The 17,547-nt window shown below is 52.6% G+C and carries 16 protein-coding genes and 1 other RNA gene; 10 read left to right on the top strand and 7 right to left on the bottom strand.

Annotated elements, in window-relative coordinates; translation table 11 throughout:
- Positions 1-7 precede the first annotated feature (7 nt).
- The 5 genes from L5220_RS04885 to L5220_RS04865 all read left to right on the top strand — a co-directional run bounded on the left by L5220_RS04885 (position 8) and on the right by L5220_RS04865 (position 4,758).
- Positions 8-469 (top strand): ISL3 family transposase, encoded by a 462-nt coding sequence (locus L5220_RS04885; protein ID WP_499572107.1) that lies wholly within the window; start codon positions 8-10, stop codon positions 467-469.
- 73 nt (positions 470-542) lie between these two features.
- Positions 543-1,640: a tetratricopeptide repeat protein gene (locus tag L5220_RS04880; RefSeq protein ID WP_499572041.1), complete on the top strand. Its 1,098-nt coding sequence runs from the start codon at positions 543-545 to the stop codon at positions 1,638-1,640.
- 55 nt (positions 1,641-1,695) lie between these two features.
- Positions 1,696-2,367, top strand: a complete 672-nt coding sequence (locus L5220_RS04875; RefSeq protein ID WP_448515387.1) for a DUF502 domain-containing protein — start codon at positions 1,696-1,698, stop codon at positions 2,365-2,367.
- 79 nt (positions 2,368-2,446) lie between these two features.
- Positions 2,447-3,088 carry a transcription antitermination factor NusB gene (gene nusB / locus L5220_RS04870; protein ID WP_448515388.1) on the top strand — a complete coding sequence of 214 codons (642 nt, stop codon included), beginning with the start codon at positions 2,447-2,449 and terminating at the stop codon, positions 3,086-3,088.
- A gap of 263 nt (positions 3,089-3,351) precedes the next feature.
- Complete coding sequence (locus tag L5220_RS04865) at positions 3,352-4,758, top strand: BCD family MFS transporter (RefSeq protein WP_499572038.1); 1,407 nt, start codon at positions 3,352-3,354, stop codon at positions 4,756-4,758.
- A 36-nt stretch (positions 4,759-4,794) separates the two neighbouring features.
- On the opposite strand, the gene L5220_RS04860 is transcribed toward L5220_RS04865, so the two are convergent.
- Positions 4,795-6,045 carry a Sll1247 family protein gene (locus L5220_RS04860; protein WP_499572036.1) on the bottom strand — a complete coding sequence of 417 codons (1,251 nt, stop codon included), beginning with the start codon at positions 6,043-6,045 and terminating at the stop codon, positions 4,795-4,797.
- A 605-nt stretch (positions 6,046-6,650) separates the two neighbouring features.
- Between L5220_RS04860 and murA the strand changes: the two genes are divergently transcribed.
- From murA to pdhA, 4 genes are all read left to right on the top strand, one after another.
- Complete coding sequence (murA, locus tag L5220_RS04855) at positions 6,651-7,973, top strand: UDP-N-acetylglucosamine 1-carboxyvinyltransferase (RefSeq protein WP_448515390.1); 1,323 nt, start codon at positions 6,651-6,653, stop codon at positions 7,971-7,973.
- A gap of 36 nt (positions 7,974-8,009) precedes the next feature.
- Positions 8,010-8,330: an Hpt domain-containing protein gene (locus tag L5220_RS04850; protein WP_448515391.1), complete on the top strand. Its 321-nt coding sequence runs from the start codon at positions 8,010-8,012 to the stop codon at positions 8,328-8,330.
- Between the two features lie 5 nt (positions 8,331-8,335).
- Positions 8,336-9,034 carry a DUF1995 family protein gene (locus tag L5220_RS04845; protein WP_099798935.1) on the top strand — a complete coding sequence of 233 codons (699 nt, stop codon included), beginning with the start codon at positions 8,336-8,338 and terminating at the stop codon, positions 9,032-9,034.
- 435 nt (positions 9,035-9,469) lie between these two features.
- On the top strand, positions 9,470-10,498 hold the full coding sequence (pdhA, locus tag L5220_RS04840) for a pyruvate dehydrogenase (acetyl-transferring) E1 component subunit alpha (protein ID WP_499572031.1): 1,029 nt from the start codon (positions 9,470-9,472) through the stop codon (positions 10,496-10,498).
- 19 nt (positions 10,499-10,517) lie between these two features.
- Here pdhA and ssrS read toward each other — a convergent pair.
- The 3 genes from ssrS to rpsF all read right to left on the bottom strand — a co-directional run bounded on the left by ssrS (position 10,518) and on the right by rpsF (position 12,781).
- A non-coding RNA gene (ssrS, locus tag L5220_RS04835) (6S RNA) lies at positions 10,518-10,704 on the bottom strand.
- Between the two features lie 91 nt (positions 10,705-10,795).
- Positions 10,796-12,406, bottom strand: coding sequence for a hypothetical protein (locus tag L5220_RS04830; RefSeq protein ID WP_499572029.1), 1,611 nt, complete (start codon positions 12,404-12,406; stop codon positions 10,796-10,798).
- Positions 12,407-12,436: 30 nt separating this feature from the next.
- The gene (gene rpsF / locus L5220_RS04825; protein WP_099798930.1) at positions 12,437-12,781 is read right to left on the bottom strand and encodes a 30S ribosomal protein S6; all 345 of its coding nucleotides are present in this window, start codon (positions 12,779-12,781) and stop codon (positions 12,437-12,439) included.
- A 105-nt stretch (positions 12,782-12,886) separates the two neighbouring features.
- Between rpsF and L5220_RS04820 the strand changes: the two genes are divergently transcribed.
- The gene (locus L5220_RS04820; RefSeq protein WP_099798929.1) at positions 12,887-13,696 is read left to right on the top strand and encodes a fumarylacetoacetate hydrolase family protein; all 810 of its coding nucleotides are present in this window, start codon (positions 12,887-12,889) and stop codon (positions 13,694-13,696) included.
- On the opposite strand, the gene L5220_RS04815 is transcribed toward L5220_RS04820, so the two are convergent.
- From L5220_RS04815 to cofH, 3 genes are read right to left on the bottom strand one after another with little or no spacing between them, the layout of a single operon-like run.
- Positions 13,693-14,622 (bottom strand): pentapeptide repeat-containing protein, encoded by a 930-nt coding sequence (locus L5220_RS04815; protein ID WP_499572027.1) that lies wholly within the window; start codon positions 14,620-14,622, stop codon positions 13,693-13,695. The two genes, L5220_RS04820 and L5220_RS04815, sit on opposite strands and share 4 nt — an antisense overlap.
- 47 nt (positions 14,623-14,669) lie before the next feature.
- Entirely contained in the window at positions 14,670-16,268 is a 1,599-nt protein-coding gene (locus L5220_RS04810) for a DUF3352 domain-containing protein (protein ID WP_448515398.1), read from the bottom strand.
- Positions 16,252-17,442, bottom strand: a complete 1,191-nt coding sequence (cofH, locus tag L5220_RS04805) for a 7,8-didemethyl-8-hydroxy-5-deazariboflavin synthase subunit CofH (protein WP_499572105.1) — start codon at positions 17,440-17,442, stop codon at positions 16,252-16,254. The genes L5220_RS04810 and cofH overlap by 17 nt, the downstream gene beginning before the upstream one ends.
- Between the last annotated feature and the right edge of the window lie 105 nt (positions 17,443-17,547).

Genomic DNA, 17,547 nt, shown 5'->3' with positions numbered 1-17,547 from the left:
AAATAAAATTCGCAAGCAAGCGGGTGTATTAGATCGAGGCAGCAAGTTTATTTTATTGAGGAATGATCTAGATTTAATGCCAGAAGAAACGGTCAAATTAGAGCAGCTTTTGCAACGCTCAAAGCGATTAGAAAAAGCGTACCGATGGAAACAAGAATTGTGTGGAATTGATGAGAAGTTGTTGATAATTGAGGAAGGGAAGCATCGAATTCAAGAATGGCTATATCAGACAGGAGCCGTTTGTAATCCAGCAATCATAATGATTGGGAACCCTTTAGATGGAATTATAAACTACTTTAGAAACCGCACTACGAGCGGAGTAACGGCGGGAATCAATAATCGTATTAAGTTGATTAAACGACAAACGCATAGCTTTGTAAACTTCAACAATTTTCGAGAAAGGTTATTAGCTTGCTTCTCTAAGTTAGTAATAGTTATCACCATACTAACGGGAGAGCTATTTTCATAAACAATTGAGGGCTTGGAGATGAGTGCTAAAATAGATGCCTAAAATAGACCCAGAGCAGCGGGGTAGTCTATGCATGATTACTGAGATATTGGCAGCACTGGATCGGGGTAACTATCAGCAGGCAGAGCAGCTCCTAGGGCAACTTCCTGCGGAGGATCCGCGGGTGTTGCTCTGTCAAGGACGGTTGTACCTCAAGACCGATCGCCTCGCCGAAGCAGAAACAACGTTTCGGAACCTGCTGCGACTGAATTGTGGCCCTAAGCTCACCCAAGCCGCACGGCAAGGGTTGCAGACGATTGAGCAGGTGCGGCAGCAGCAGCGACAGCAGGCGATCGCCCAAGCCCATGCAGTAGTCGGCGTTGAAGAACAGGGGGTACTGGTACTGGAAGGCGTTGCCAATCCAGAGGCGAAGGCTCCCCTAGCGCGTCATTTGGCAAGCATTCTAAAAATTGATCCCTATGCCGCCCGCTTGTTAATTCCCACCCGCGGATGGCGGTTGATCCGCTGCGGTAATTTTGCAGAGCTGATGGTATATCGGCAAGAGCTACAGGCCGTGGGCTTGCCGTTGTTTTGTGTCCCCATGGCGGCATTAACCCAGACCCCTGTCCTTGAAGTTCGCTATTTTCAAGCACTTTCCCCCCAGCCTCAGGTGGTGTGTACCAGTGCCCTGCATCCCCAGCCCTTTACACTGACCTTTCAGTGGGCAGAGGTCACGCAGCGGGTGGAGGGGCTACTGCCAATTTTTGAGCTGGTGTTTGATCGCGATCGCCAAGGCAAAGTCAGCCGCAAACAGCAAATCCAAGATCACGCCCAGTGCTGTGACCTACACTTAACCGAAAAAAACCAGATTCTGCGCTTTTATCGCGGCGGCTATCAGTTTAATCAGGGGCTTGATCTAGGAACCCTTGATATTGCGACAGCACCAGAAATCGAACTGGATCACCATACATCTTGGGCAAAATGGCGGCAGTTGTCTAGTCTATGGCAGCATAACTGTGGCGATCGCCCCGTCTGGAACGACTTTAGTAGCTTTGCTGCAACAGCTCTCGAATTTAGCGAGTTGCTCAGTAAAATTCCCCCCCATCTCAACCTCTTTCGCCGTGAAGATAGCCCTTGGGATGCTGCTTTCATGCTGTATAGTAGTTTAGCCTTTCACCGCCCGCCTCCCTAATCAGCCGTCCCCACAACCGTTAAGCTATAAGTACACTCCCCGTTCTGAGTTTGTTGTGCTCCATCGACTCAAACAAGCGATTAAAAATGACTTAATTGCTGGCCTGCTGGTGGTTATTCCCCTAGCAACCACCATCTGGTTGTCAATTTCAGTATCCAGTTGGGTGTTAGATCTACTCACGCGGATTCCCAAGCAAATCAACCCCTTCAAAACATGGCACCCCTTACTGGTGGAGTTACTGAATGTCAGTGTTGGCATTCTTGTCCCCCTCAGTGGCATTCTGCTGATTGGCTTAATGGCACGCAACATCGTAGGTCAGTGGTTCTTAGCAACTGGCGAAAGTCTGCTGAAGCGCATTCCCCTCGCAGGAACGATTTACAAGGTTTTGCAACAACTGCTAGAAACCATTCTGCGGGATTCGCGCAATCGCTTTCGTCGCGTTGTCCTAGTCGAGTATCCCCGTAGGGGTCTATGGGCAGTAGCCTTTGTCACTGGTACGATTAATGAATCCTTAGAAACACCCTTTTCAGAGCCAATGCTCAGTCTATTTGTGCCCTCCTCCCCCAACCCCACAACAGGCTGGTACGTCATTGCCAGTGAGCGCGAGGTGCAGGACTTAAACATTTCCATTGAAGATGCCTTTAAGCTGATCATCTCCGGCGGCATTGTTACGCCGGAGACACCTCTGCCGCAGTCCTTGACCCCTGCATCATTACCCCTATCATGAACAGCTCAACCCGCATGGCTAGGTACTCGAGCGCAGAGCTACCGTCAATTAAGCCAACATCAATGCTGAGGAACAACTAATGATAACTGCTCGCCGTGTTGCCCGTGAATTAGCCCTGCTCAGTGCAGCGCAACTCCTGCGCCAACCCAAGCAACTTAGCGATACTGACTGCCGTAGCTTGATTTTAATGGCCGTGCGTACCCTCGCCAGCGATGTGCGCGATACCTTAGAGCAAGCGGGGAGTGAGTTAAGTGACAGTCAACGGCTGTTACACCACAGTGAATTACAACTTCCCCACCTTGAAAAGGCACAGTCCCTGCTGCAAGAGGCCTTACAACAGGCAGAACGCTGTATTAATCGTGTGGGTGCCGCCTTAGATTTACCGGAAATTCTCTACTTTGCCCACCAAGAAGAGGTGCAAGCCTACGCCATAGGCATTTTGCAGCACCTCCATCGCCACCAAGCAGAAATTGAACAACACCTAGGCGCAGCCATGGTCGATTGGCACGTGGATCGGCTGACACAGTTAGACCGTTACATTATTGAAATTGCCATGACTGAAATGGCCTACTTAGGTGTGGCCAAACAAGTTGCGATTAACGAAGCCGTTGAACTGGCCAAACGCTACAGCGACGAAGGCAGTCATCGATTTATCAATGGTGTGTTGCACCGTATCAGCGAACTCAGTGCACGCGGGGTTGCACAATCCCCCCAATCATAAAGCCTCGGTCACAGCACTAGCAGACATTGTAAAATGAGAAACGACTAGGTCGTTGAAAGACTGGCTAAGCCTTAAGAGTTGAGTTTGTGCTGGTTGATAAAAGGTAGCTCCATCAATGTCTGCTTATACTGAATCCCTCAAACGCTCTCTTTTTCTGACAATCCTTGCGCTCATTGTATCATTGACCATTTCTTTCTTGGTGGCAATCTAGAATAAAACCCTAATCCATTTATAATCATCTATTCATGTGAGTTGAGTGAGCCATGGTTGCCCGTTCTGTAACGACTGCGCCACCCCCCTTGCCCCTTTGGGTGATGTTCCGCCTCGGTTTATTTCAGCTGGGACTGGGGATGATGTCTATCTTGGTTTTGGGGGTGCTCAACCGCATCATGATTAAAGAGCTGGCCGTGCCAGCGACCTTGGTGACGCTTACGATCGCGATGCATCAATTTGTGTCTCCGGTGCGGGTATGGTTTGGTCAACTCTCGGATGCCCACCCCATTGGCGGGCAGCATCGCACAGGGKATATTTGGGGCGGTGCTGTTGCCTTTACCTTGGTGGCCTACACCATTGTGCAGGTCATTTGGCAGGTGGGGGAAAGCCTTAGCCAGTCGGGCTGGAATGGGGTCACGCAGGCATGGATTGCACTCTTGGGAGTGCTGTTTGCCGCCTACGGCATTTGCGTCAGCAGTAGCTCTACACCGTTTGCAGCACTGCTTGTGGATGTCTCTGAGGAAGACAACCGAGGCAAGCTGGTGGGGATTGTCTGGTCGATGTTAACGGTGGGGATTGTTGTGGGTGCCATCCTCAGTGGTGTGCTCTTGCAGCAGTTGGAGATCGACACCCCGATCGCCCTGTTGCGCAGCAGTGTGAATCAGCTTTTTTTGACGGTGCTGGGGGTGGTGTTACTCTTGGCGATCGCCGGCACGTGGGGGGTAGAAGCCAAGTACTCCCGCTATGCTGTGCGCACAACCCACCCACAACGCACTGAACATATTACCTTGGGGCGCGCCCTTAAAATTCTGACTGCCAACTCGCAAACGTGGCTCTTTTTTATATTCTTGGTTCTGATGACCTTGAGTTTATTTATCCAAGAGCCTGTTTTGGAACCGTTTGGGGGTGAAGTGTTTGGCATGACCATTGCCGAAACAACGCGCCTCAATGCCTATTGGGGGGTGGGAACCCTCGTTGGTCTCAGTTTGACCGGCTTTTTGATTGTGCCTCGTTTGGGCAAAATTGCAACTACGAAATACGGCTGCTTAGGGGTGGCTGTGATGTTTTTGCTCTTGATTGTGGCGGGGGTAACCCAGCAGGCATGGCTCTTTAAGCTGGAGTTATTTCTCTTTGGCATTACCGCAGGGATTACCACCACAGGTGCTCTAAGCTTGATGTTGGATTTAACGGTTGCGGAAACAGCAGGAACCTTTATTGGTGCATGGGGGCTCGCTCAAGCGATTGCGCGGGGATCGGCAACAGTGCTGGGTGGTGCGGCTCTGGATATCGGGCGGCAGCTATTTGGGGTCCCCATTTTGGCCTATAGCCTTGTATTTTGCTTGCCAATGGTGGGCATGGTTCTAGCCATTTGCTTGCTGCAACGGGTGGATGTCAGCCAATTTCAACAGCAGTCTCAACGGGCGATCGCCAGCGTCTTGGCAGAAGACCTAGATTAACGCTTGCTACCACCGGCCGGGGGGATGGCGCGTGTCCTAGTAGCGACCAAAAAAGGAAAAATCCCGCTTACCAAAGTGGGTTACATTGGCAATATTAAAGTGCTCAAGACAATTTACAAGCCACCGCACCTTGCCACGACTAAAGGATTGGTAGTGATTAAATAAAATGGCAAAGCGCTTCTCGAGGTAAGGCTTGACCTTTTTGCTCACAAGAACCACTTTCAGCAGTAAGCCAATAGTGGCCGCGGTACCAATATTATTCAACAGGTCAATAAAGACCAAATGATTTGGGTTTTGGGCGCTATCCACCACCAAATAGTTCAATGTTTGGCTACAGGTACGCACAATCGTGAACTCATTAACGGGCTGTGGCTGCTGAAACGCTGGTAACGTATCGAGATATTGGTGAAATTTTTGGCGAAAGCGACCGCGACCGACATCAGGGATAGTATCCGTCAAGTAGTGAAAAAATGCATCCCGAAAATCACGGGTCGATTTTAACCGCTGTAGCCGCTGCTCAAACTGATTGGCTAAGTCGCGATAGGTGTGCTGCTGATCGAGTTTGCCAACAAAGTGCTGCACAGAGGCTTTCAGCTCTTCAGGGGTGAGTAGGGTTGGGTTCTTAACCGTTGGTGTATTGACGTGCCCTTGGGCACGACGAAACTCGCTGGTAAGGTACTGGCTGAGATTCAGTTCAAATTGCTGTACTGCTTGGTGTTGGTAATGTTGGATATGCCGCAGTTCTTCCGGTGAAGTTTCATCCCCAACCAAGCAATGATTGTACAAGTAGGGATAGCGACGAATCAGTGTCGAAAGGGGGCGATCGCTATTTTTGCGAATTTGGGAGGCATCCTGAGCATCTTCGCGCAGAAACTGAACCATTCGTTGGAGTTTCTGAAACGCTTCGCTATCTAGGTAGTCTTTGAGCAGCAGACGCAGCTTGCGCACAATGGGAGCCCGGCTGAGGCCAGCCGCAGGCATCGAGACTTGGGTTTCGAGAACCGCCAGAAAATCGGGCACGGCACCTTGTAACAACGGTCGCGATTGCCAACGGTTAATTAAAATGTGGCAACAACGATTGACAAAAGGGCGAAAATTCTGGGAGGCATTACTGCTCGTGACAATGCGATCCATTGCCTCCTGAACGTGGCGATCGGGGTAGGTGTAACCCATGATAAAAAGCGCACGAAACCGCTCAATCACCTGCTGTGGATGTTCCTGTTGTACACAGGCCAACAGATGATCGTAGATTAGTTGATAGTCGTTTGCTTTTATCCACGTATTCATGATGGTGACGCGCTCCTAAGCAGCAGTACTAAGACAGTGCAGGAACACAGGCGGCATACTTATTGACTTACCTAAGCATAATAGGAGCTGAAACTAGCGCCGCTAGTGATCTGAACCACCGATTGACTGTGACCTTGATCACTTTTAATCACTTTTAGGAATTAGGAACGTCTGCACAGTAAACCAATCTGTTCCTCCTGTTCCTTCAGTTTCTTTCTATTATGGAGCATCTCACCCTCAGGCGTGATCGAAGCATTTTATGCAAGTTGCCGCAATCGCGGTCACACCTTAGTTAGCTATCAAGCGGGGGCTTTGCTTTTCGGGTTTGAGTCTTTTGCCGCCCTCACCCTAGCCCTCTCCCAAAGGAGAGGGAGCAAGACTCTTAGCTCCCTTCTCCCCAAGAAGAAGGGTTGGGGATGAGGGAATTCATAGCCACAGTCAGCAACACCTAAGCGGGCAGCGCCGCGCCTACAAGTCGCCTGCAAGTATAGTAGTAGTTTTTAGAATAATAGGGGTGCCTTGGATAAACATGCACCCACTTGTGAATAAAATCCGCACCTATACGCTATAATCCTTGGGAATTCTTTTGGCTGTGAGAGTGAATTATGCGAACCTCGACCGCAACACTGCCGACAACAGATCAGACAACAGATCAAGCGTACCTAAAGATTCAAGGAGGGTATCGGCTATCGGGCGAGGTAAAAATTAGTGGCGCCAAAAACTCTGCCTTGGTACTGATGGCGGGGGCTTTACTGGCTGCGGATACAACCATTTTACACGCTGTCCCCGACTTGGCAGATATTCGCCGCCTTGAGGAAATTTTACAAGCCCTCGGGGTTAAGGTACAACGGCTAGGGGCAGAAACAATCGCCATTGATGCCACAGACCTGAATACGAACGATCCCCCCTATCGCCTTGTGAGCCAGCTCCGTGCTAGCTTTTTTGCTATTGGTGCGTTGGTGGCACGACTAGGAATTGCACGAGTGCCTCTGCCCGGTGGCTGTGCTATTGGGGCACGTCCTGTGGAGTTGCACGTGCGCGGTTTGCAAGCGTTGGGTGCAGAGGTCACGATTGATCATGGTGTGGTCACCGCCAGTGCAAGCAAACTCAAGGGAGCACGGATTTATCTTGACTATCCGAGTGTGGGTGCCACCGAGACATTAATGATGGCTGCCACCCTTGCAGACGGGGAAACCACCATTGAGAATGCAGCCCAAGAGCCGGAAGTAGTTGACCTGGCTAACTTCTGCAATGCCATGGGTGCAAAAATTTACGGCGCTGGCACAAATTCAATTACTATTGTTGGTGTCGATCGCCTCCATGGTACCGAGTATCAAATCATTCCCGATCGCATTGAAGCGGGTACCTTCTTGCTTGCGGCGGCAGTGACACACTCTGCCATTACCTTGGCACCGGTTATTCCTGCTCACCTGACGGCAGTAGTGGCCAAACTTGAAGACATGGGGGGCGTGATTACGTTTCCCGATCCCACTCGGGTTCACTTTTCACCGGCTCATCGCTATCGGGGTACAGATATTGAAACCCTACCTTACCCCGGATTCCCAACGGATATGCAGGCTCTTTTTATGAGTTTGCTGGCCATCAGTGAAGGGAACAGTTTAGTCAGCGAAACGGTGTTTGAAAATCGTTTTGGCCATGTTGCTGAGCTAAACCGGATGGGTGCCGATATTCGTGTCAAGGGTAACCATGCAGCAGTGCGGGGCGTTCCCTTTCTGTCGGGGGCACCAGTAACGGGTACAGATTTACGTGCCACAGCAGCTTTAGTGATTGCTGGTTTGGCGGCTCACGGCGAATCCCAAGTCTATGGGTTGCAGCATCTCGATCGCGGCTACTGGCAGCTCGAGGCTAAGCTCCGTGGGTTGGGCGCACACTTAGAGCGCTGTGTCCCCATCGCGCCAAAGGGTTAAAATAATCACGAATGACCCTGTTTGGAATGTGGATGGATGGCATCACTCATTGACTGGGACTATTTAGCAGCACTATCAGGGGGCGATCGCGACTTTGAGCAAGAACTCTTACAAACTTTTGTTGAAGATGCCCAACTCCGCCTAGCCTCCCTAGTGGCCGCAGTGGCTAGCGGCAATTTAGATCAAATAAAGCGGGATGCCCACCACCTCAAAGGATCAAGCGGAAATGTTGGTGTGACCGCCATCCAAAACATTGCCGCTCAACTGGAGCAACAGACGACCGTAGCGGCGGCACAACCCCTTGTAGATGAACTCCAGCAACTCTATCAGGCTGTTGTGAGCGAAGTAGCGGCTTAGTATCCATGAACTGGACCCCACCCGATAGTTTGGCCACAGCGATCGCCCAAGCACAGCAAGCCACCACCCATGCCTTGGCAGACGGTAAGACGCGTCTTCAAATTGAGGTGGTGTTACCAGATCTCAGCCCGATGGCTCTTGCGCACGATTACCTACCTCTCTTTAGCGAGTTAGGCGCGGATCTCAAGGTTTTTTTTGCGGATGCTGGGGCGGCTGCCTTAGCACGTCGTGAATGGGGGAATCCTAGCTATAGTGTTCGGGGGGTCAATGAGTTGATAACGCCTGTTGCGGCGAGCGATCGCGCCGTGATCATTGTTGCGCCTACCCCGGTGGAAGTGACTACGATCGAGCAAATGTGTTTAACTGCGGGCGATCGCCCCTTTATTTTGCTGAATCCAAAGTTACAGGATGTGGCAGTCGTGGGGATTGGCTATGCGGGACGACAACTGCGAGAGCGGTTTTTGAATACACTGGAACTTTGCTACTATCTGCGCCCCCTAGCAGAAGAAATAATTCTGTGGCGGTGTTACCCCCAACCATGGCAGATTTGGCAGTACAGCCCCCTAGGCTCCACCTGCCTAGCTGAATTTGACCAACGTCCTAGTGGCGAGGCCATTGAACGTGCCCTAGCTGCTCAACGTGGCCGCTCCGGTGAAGGTTTTGTTAGTCGGTTGAGACGATTTTTGCGAGCACTACAAACGTGAGGCGGCTCGTGTGCATGGGAATTACCGAAAAGCGCCATAAAGCCCCTAGCTTTAGCAATGGGGATATAAGGCGCAAGCTATTTTATCTGCCCCAATAGACTCATGCTAGTTAGAGAAGCCAAGCTAAAGGAGACACAGGCGTCATATCAAGCTCTAGATGAAGCCATCCGTACGGCACAGTTTATAAGCGAAAACCGCTGCCCACAGCTCGCCCATCATATTCGTGGCGTGTCCCCTGAGGAACTCGAAACATTGGGAGAGGCTCTCTTGGATCTTCAAGCCCTAACCAGACCTCACCCTTATGGCTAGGACAGCATATTGCCATCTAGACTTTAACGGACTTGCTGCCCCATAGTTTGTTACGATAATGTGATGTCAATGCTACGGGCATAACCTTACCCTTATCGTCCACCTCTGATCTTGTGGTTGTCTTCTATGGTTCAAGAGCGTAGTCTCCCCTCGTTATCCGTTCCCCAAACCACTATTACTCGCGAACAGGGGTTAACCCTTTATGAGGATATGGTTTTGGGGCGTACCTTTGAGGATAAGTGTGCGGAAATGTACTACCGTGGGCGGATGTTTGGGTTTGTTCATCTCTATAACGGCCAAGAGGCAGTGTCCACCGGTGTGATTAAGGCCATGCGCCCAGATGACTATGTGTGTAGCACCTACCGCGATCATGTGCATGCGTTGAGTGCAGGAGTGCCCGCGCGGCAGGTTATGGCAGAATTGTTTGGCAAAGCAACAGGATGCAGTAAAGGACGGGGTGGTTCTATGCACCTGTTTTCGGCGGAGCATAACTTTTTAGGGGGCTTTGCCTTTGTTGCTGAAGGCATTCCTGTAGCGACGGGGGCAGCATTTCAGTCGATGTACCGCCGTCACGTTATGGGGGATACCAATGCCGATCAAGTGACGGCGTGCTTCTTTGGTGATGGGGCAAGCAATAATGGCCAGTTTTTTGAATGTTTGAATATGGCTGCCCTCTGGAAATTGCCTATCCTCTTTGTGGTTGAAAATAATAAGTGGGCCATTGGGATGGCGCACGATCGCGCTAGCTCGGAAACTGAGATTTACCAGAAAGCCAAAGCATTTGGCATGGTCGGCGAAGAAGTGGATGGCATGGATGTGCTGGCAGTTCGCACGGTTGCTGAGGCGGCGATCGCCCGTGCCCGTGCTGGGGAAGGCCCAACCCTCATTGAAGCCCTGACCTATCGATTCCGAGGGCACTCGCTGGCTGATCCGGACGAGTTGCGCTCTAAGGAAGAAAAGGAATTTTGGCTAAAGCGTGACCCAATTAAAAAGTTGGGGGCGTACTTGGTAGAGCAAGCTCTAGCGACTACGGAAGACCTACAAAATATCGAGAAAAAGGTACAAGCTAGCGTTGATGAAGCGGTGGAATTTGCGGAAAATAGCCCCGAACCGCAACCGGAGGAGCTTTACGATTACATTTTTGCGGACGATTAGTCGTTTGGTTCAGAGAAAATGCCTAACCGCAGCGCCGTTTTACCTCAGTTTATGACCTAGTAGAAACTAGGGGGGAATTTTAACCGCAGGCTTAAAAGTTTCTAACTCTAGGGTCAGTTTACTGCCACCCACGGTGATGATTCCCATATGTTTTGTAATTGTAGATCACAAAACAATATTGGCAGTCACCAACGCCGCAGCCAGACTAGGCTTAATATAGCACGAGGCTCAGGTTCGCGGGTAGAGCCGACAGGAATTGCGACAAGGAGGCTAGATCATGGTTTTCCACAGGCAGTATCAGATTCCTGTCAACGAATTGAACTGGTAGTTTGACCCACGCGGGCCGCCTGTTCCCGGTACTGCCTGTACCAGTGGTACTTGATCAAAGCTATTGCTGGCGGTTTGCCCTTGAATTTGAACCCCCTGACCCAGTAATTGCTGGGTGGCGGCGCGATCGCCCCCCTGAGCCATCGCTCGGGCTAAGGCTTGGGTGGCATCGTAGGCGGTTGTGGTTCGCCAGCTAATTTKCCCCCGCCATGCTTGAGCCGCCTGTTGGGCAAAGGGATCGTTGGGGCTAGTGCTCCAGGGAACTGCCAAAATCATGCCGTTGATGGCACTATCTCCTTTAATGAGGAGATCGGGCGTATAGAGCTGATCACTGCCAAAGAGTTGAATAGGGGGGGGTTGGGTTTGGTTGGCGATCGCCAAGGCAACGGCATCATTGACCCGGGCACGACTCATGGCCAAAATGGCTGTGTTGGCACCCGCTTGCCGCGCAGTCGTCATCGCTTGGCTTGCATTAAAGCCCGCTGCTGCTGCATCGATCTCCTGAACGACTGAGGCACCGAAGCGAGGGAGGGTAACAGCTAGCTTGGTTTTGAGGTCGTTGCTGTAGGGGCTATCGCTGTTGTAAATGAGGGCAACCTTGGGGTTGGGCACAGTTTTGGCCGCCATCTTAGCAAGAGTATTGGCCGCATTGTCAAGGTATGTTTCGAGCAGTTGCTGCCCCTTCTGGCTCAGGGAGAGGGTTTGCACCTTAACTGTTGTGCCTGCGCCAGTGGTTACACTGGTTGTCAAGGGCGACAGTGCCGCCATGCCTGCTTGTTCGTACCGTTGCAATGCCGCACGACTGTTGGCATCGGCACCATGACCTAGTACCCCCTGCACAGAACTGTTAATTAAATCCTCGGCCAAACTGGTCACACCGTTGGGGCTATTTTCATTGACAATGGCCACTTCAAGGGCACGATTGGGCGCACTAGCGTTAAAGTTTGTTTGGTGCTGAGCCACACCGCGTAAAATTTCCTTGGCCGTGTCTGGGCTGCTGCCAATAGGGACAACGGCAGCCATGGTCATGGGCTGTCCTGCTTGGCGTGCCCGGGCATTATTGAGGTAAATGCGGGCTTCCGGGTCATTGGGATCGGCATCGACTAGAGCCTGGTACTTGGCGATCGCCGCGGCCCAGTTCCCCTGATCAAAGGCAAGGGCAGCCTCCTGCTTGAGGGCGGCTCGCTGAGGATTCGGCTCATTGATCAGGATTTTTTCCCCTTGACTGATATAGGCACTGTTGTGAGAGCTGGTTTGGCTGATCAATTGGCGGCTGTCTGCATTGGCGTTAACAGTGGGCTGTCCTGTGGGGTTTCTATCCCCCAATAGCAAGCGATAGCCTAAATAGCCAATCCCCCCCACTAACCCAGCAGCAGCAATTAACAGCGCCACTAACGCAACCGGAAAGGTTCTCCCTGTTGCCTTAGGATTTGCTGCGGCCATTGCCTCGCGGGGCAGGCCACAGATAACACAGTCTGGCCCAAAATTTTCGTAGGGGGGGTGGGCACCACTGGCATTTGGGTAGCTCTGACCATTTTTAGGGGTGCCATCGCAAATCCATGACCCTGAGGGTTGTGCCATGATGCCTCTTCCTGTAACGACGGCAGCAGCTTAAGCCCGTGCTAGGACTGGATTATCACTTTCAACCTCATCCTGGTCACTCTCTGCCTCGGTGGTAATGGTCATAAACCGCAGAATTGCCTCATTCAGGCGCATGGCTTTTTCCATCGGAGCGATCGCCGTGCCGGGTGCTGTATAGGTCATGAGCACATAGTACCCTTCCCGTAGTTTCTTAATGGGATAGGCAAAACGGCGCTTGCCACGATTTTGCAGTTTTAGTTTGGTGGCACCCTGTTCCTCTAACAACGTGCGAAATTGGCTAATAATTTGCTCCAGTTGCTCCTCACCAACATCCGGGCGAATAATGTAGAGGGTTTCGTAAGTACGATTAATCACACGCAAGCTCCTTATGGACTGAAGACCTTTTGAATTTGCATCAAAAAGTAAGGCTTTATAATTCTAACACCGTAGTTTGCAATCCTTTACAGGAGGTCGGGGGGCATGGTCGATCGCTTTGTGCGAGTACAAACCACGGCGGGGCAAGTGTGCTATGGCACACTGCAATTGAACCGTGAGGTCATCGTTTGGGATGCTGCACCGTGGCTGCACGGGCAACCCACCCCCCAAGTGCTGCGCCCCGACGCTTATCAACTATTAGCACCCTGTTCGCCATCAAAAATTGTTGCCGTTGGCCGCAACTACCCCAAGCATGCGGCGGAAATGGGAAGCACAGTGCCAACAGAGCCGCTTATTTTTCTCAAGCCCCCCACCACTGTGCAAGCCCCTGGTGCTCCCATCTGGTATCCTCCCCAGATTAGCCAACTAGACTATGAAGGGGAGCTGGCGGTAGTGATAGGGGAACGCACCCGCGCCTGCACCCCAACCGAGGCGCTCAGCCATATCTGGGGCTATACTGTGGCCAATGATGTCACCGCTCGAGATATTCAACAGCGAGAGCAGCAGTGGACTCGTTCAAAAGGATTTGATACCTTTTGTCCCCTTGGTCCGTGGATTGTTCGCCATGTGGCTAGCGATGCCCGCTTGCAAACCTTTGTGAACGATGCACCACAACCAATGCAGTCGGCCACCATTGATCAAATGGTTTTTTCCCCCGCCAAGCTGGTGAGCTTTATTAGCTATGTGATGACGCTGCTGCCTGGCGATGTGATCTTAACTGGTACGCCGGAGGGAATTGGCTCGCTTAAGGTGGGCGATCGCGTCCGGGTTGAGGTTGAAGGCATTGGCAGCTTAGTCTCGATCGTCACTACCCCGGAAACACCGTGGACTCCATCTCTAGAACGTATCTACTAAGCCGATAGTTCACCATCGGGAAGAATCGCTTGGGTCATATCCACCACACTGAGATCCACACCGCTGAGACTGGCACCGGTCAAAATCGCTTCAATGAGGTTTGCCCCCCGTAGATCAGCACCGCTCAGGTTTGCCCCCATTAAGTTCGCACCAATTAAAATCGCCGAACTTAGATCCGCCCCGCGCAAGAGTGCGCGTGCCAAGCTTACCCCCCGCAGGTCAGCCCCCACCAACTTGGCTTTGTCAAGGCAGGCATGGCGTAAATTGGCTTCCTTAAACGACACCTCCCGCAAATTGGCTTCTTCTAAGCGAGCGCGGCGCAGGTTTGCCCCAATCAGTACGGCTCGCTCAAGGTTGGCTTGCTGCAAATTGGTGGCTCCTAGGTTGGCACCCCGCAGGTTGGCTTGTACCAGTTGGCTTTCCCGCAGGATGGCATCTGCTAAGTCAGCACCGCGCAGGTAAGCCTCGGTCAAGTTGGCACGACTCAGGTTGGCGCGCTCCAGTTCCGCTAGGGTCAAATCTGCTAAGGTCAGGTTTGCATCCCGCAAAATGGCTTCACTGAGTTGGGCACCGGTGAGGTTAGCTTCACTGAGATCGGCATTGGCCAAGTTGGCACGACTCAAATCAGCCCCCGTTAAGTTAGCTTTCCGTAGCGATACCCAGCGTAGATCCGCACTCACAAGAATCACCCCTCGGAGGTCGGCGCCCCGCAAATCCGCTTGGCTCAGGTTCACGTCGCTGAGAATGGCGCCTTGCAGATCTGCCCCTTGCAGGTTCGCTCCCTGCAATGCGGCATCGGTGAGATCGGCGCGAGACAGGTCAATCCCTGTAAGAATGCAGCGGCTGAGGTTGACGCGGCGCAAATGAGTGCCGCTAAAGTCGCGATCGCCAAGGTTATAGCGTTTGAGTAAAACGTCAGCATCCACAGTGCGTACTGCTGTCCCCCTCCATAGATCACAACATCCTACGTCACCTATGAGTCTTTTAAGCGAATTCGGACAGTGTAAAGCGTTTGTTGCGGATTCCGAACTTGGGTGGTCACACCCAAGGCGGCAAAGGGTTGCAGCGATCGCGCCACATCTGGTGCCAATTGCGGCAGCAGTAGGTTATTTTCAAACAGACTCAGATCGCTAAGGTTAATATACAACTGCGCCCCGCGCGGATGGGGAATAACGGCACGGTACAGTGGGCTATCGGCAAGAGGGCGAGGTGGCCGGGGGGTAATATCCGCCAAGAGGGACGGCCCTAGACCTAAAAACAGGGTGTTATTGCTGAGCCAGCCGTGCTGGGCAACCGGTAAGCCAGGGGGAATACTCCACGTGGTCATGGGCTGCGGCGCTGGGCTGGTTTGCTGGATCCGCCACTTCAGCCGATCGCGAATTTGCTGATCCAGTTCTTGAAATGCTGCTTCCGCACGGGGGCGATCGTTGGTTTGGCTCAAAAATAGGAGGCTGGGAGCATTGCGCAGCGAGGGCACTGGCACAAATGCAGCGGCAAATTCACCGGTCATCCAAGGCACAAAGGTGCTCTGCCAGTCTAGGCCTGTCAAGTCCTCAACAGTGTCGCTAATCGCCTTTTGCACACCCTGGGGCGTATTTTGCCAGAGGGCTTGAAAGGAGCCAGCACCGTAAAACGCTAATGTTGTATCGGGCACCAGACGACTCAGCTCCCGACTTTGCCCTTCTTGGATAAGGCGCTGTCGGTCTTGGGGGATCCACGTCACGGCTTGCAGGTCAATGTCCTGCGGAGTCATATCGACAGCAGCCACTAGCCCTTCAATGTCTCGGGGGGGGGTCGGTAGTGCGCCATCGGGAGCCGCAGACTGGCTGGCAACAAAGGCAGGTAAATTGACGTAGAGTTCCACGAGGGGACGGCGGGGGGGTAAGTCCTTGATGGCGTGCTGATAATCGGATTTGGTGGCAATACCGTTATTTGCCTGAGCGGTGGTAATGACCTCTTTAAGGGCGCTCTGGTGCCGACTCCAGACAATATAAGACTGATCAGCATGGTTGACGAGGGCGATCGCCCCCTGTTCAGCCGTCGGTAAAACCCCTTTCGCGCTAAAGATCTTGATGCCGTTCACCTCAGTGAGGGGCGATCCCATAAAGCGTTGCAGCAGTTGCTCCCCCATCGGCAGGTTAAGGGTGGGCACAATCCACACAAACGGCGGTTCAGGCAACTCTTGCACCGTCTCTGGGGTCATCGGCAACATCACTAAGGTGGCCTGCTTGCCAATGAAGGGACGCACCTCTTTAAGATAGTCAGCCCCTGCCAACTCAACACCCCTAGGAGATACCGGCCCATAGTCTGGTGCTAACCAAGGCTGACGCTGGAGCAGGTTGCTTTGAGCAACGGCTTGCCATGGGCTAGGATCGGTGGGGAGCGATAGAGTAAACAAGGCATTTTGAGGGGCGATCGCCATTCCCGCTGCGACAGGACGACGACTCAACTGTTGCCAAAGAAATATCGCCGCTGCCACCCCCGCACCAACGACAACAACCGCCACCCCCCCCCATACCCAAGAGCGACGCCGTTGAAGCCGCGGTACTGACGGTTTAGACTGCGTTGTCATAGTGAACCTCGCCAAGGTAATGGTAAAGAGTAGTCCGCTGACAGGGAGTGCGCCCAACAGAGCGAATCGCAGCTTCAAGATCGGCCACCCCCAGAGCTGTGCCGCCCCGCGCCCCCGCGACGGAGGTAATGTGCTCCTCCATGAGGGTGCCCCCCAAGTCATTACAGCCCCAATGTAGCGCCATGGTTGCTCCTGCTAAGCCTAACTTGACCCAACTGGGTTGATGGTTAGGAATCCACTGCCCCAGAAATAAGCGTGCCACGGCGGTCAGTACCAACGTTGGCCATAACCGTGGTTGTGGGTGCTCCACCCATTGTCGCATGGCTCTGGGGGCGTGTTCCCCAACGTAGGGCAGCAAAATAAATTCACTGATGCGGGCGGGGTAGCCCTTGTCTAAGGCGGTGCGCTGTAGCTCTTTTAGGTGCTGCAAATGGGTGATTTGATCCTGAGGTGTTTCAATATGGCCGCAGAGCATGGTACTGGTTGTCCACACCCCTAGCCGGTGGGCTGTACCAACAATCTCTATCCAAGTTGCCGTATCAAGTTTCTCAGGGCAAATTTTAGCGCGGACAGCATCCACCAGCACTTCTGCGGCGGTGCCTGGCATTGAGTCCACCCCCGTTTCATGGAGGGTCGCAATCACCTCAGCGTAGGAGTGGCCATCTTCGCGGGCAATAAACTGAATTTCTTGGGGGGAAAATGCGTGCAGGTGCACCTGCGGAAAGGCTGTTTTAATCTCGCGGACAAGCTGCTGATAGTACCGCAGGCTCGACCCCCGCACCTTGGCAGCGGGATTCAGCCCCCCCTGCATACAAAGTTCTGTGGCACCTTGGGCGACGGCCTCAGCAGTTTTCCGGAGGATCGCCTCCGTCGTCAACCAGTAGGCATCCGGAGCGATCGCCTCCCGACGAAAGGCACAAAAAGCACAGTGTTGCTCGCAGATATTGGTGAAATTAATATTCCGGTTAATCACGTAGGTGACAATTTCGCCGACCTGCTGTTGTCGGCATTGATTTGCACTGGCTTGAATGTCTCGTAACAGGGGGGGCAGATCTGTGGCGGACGGGGAGACAGTCTCGGCAACAGGCATGGCGGACTCTAAGAGCGTGAGGGCAGTGCTCGCCTCCAAACCGTTGCCACTCGGTAGATTGTCTAACGAAGGTACTCTCAGCATCGGGATGGGGGTTGCAGGAGCCATAGGCCGATACCCTACCAGTATCCTATATTTCACCGATGGAGATCGTGCCCGAATTGCTGCTTGACGCTACGGACTGCGGGA

This window comes from Synechococcus sp. PCC 6716 (assembly GCF_022570815.1).
Lineage (GTDB): Bacteria > Cyanobacteriota > Cyanobacteriia > Thermosynechococcales > Thermosynechococcaceae > Thermosynechococcus > Thermosynechococcus lividus.
This window is presented reverse-complemented; position numbering and strand designations above follow the sequence as displayed.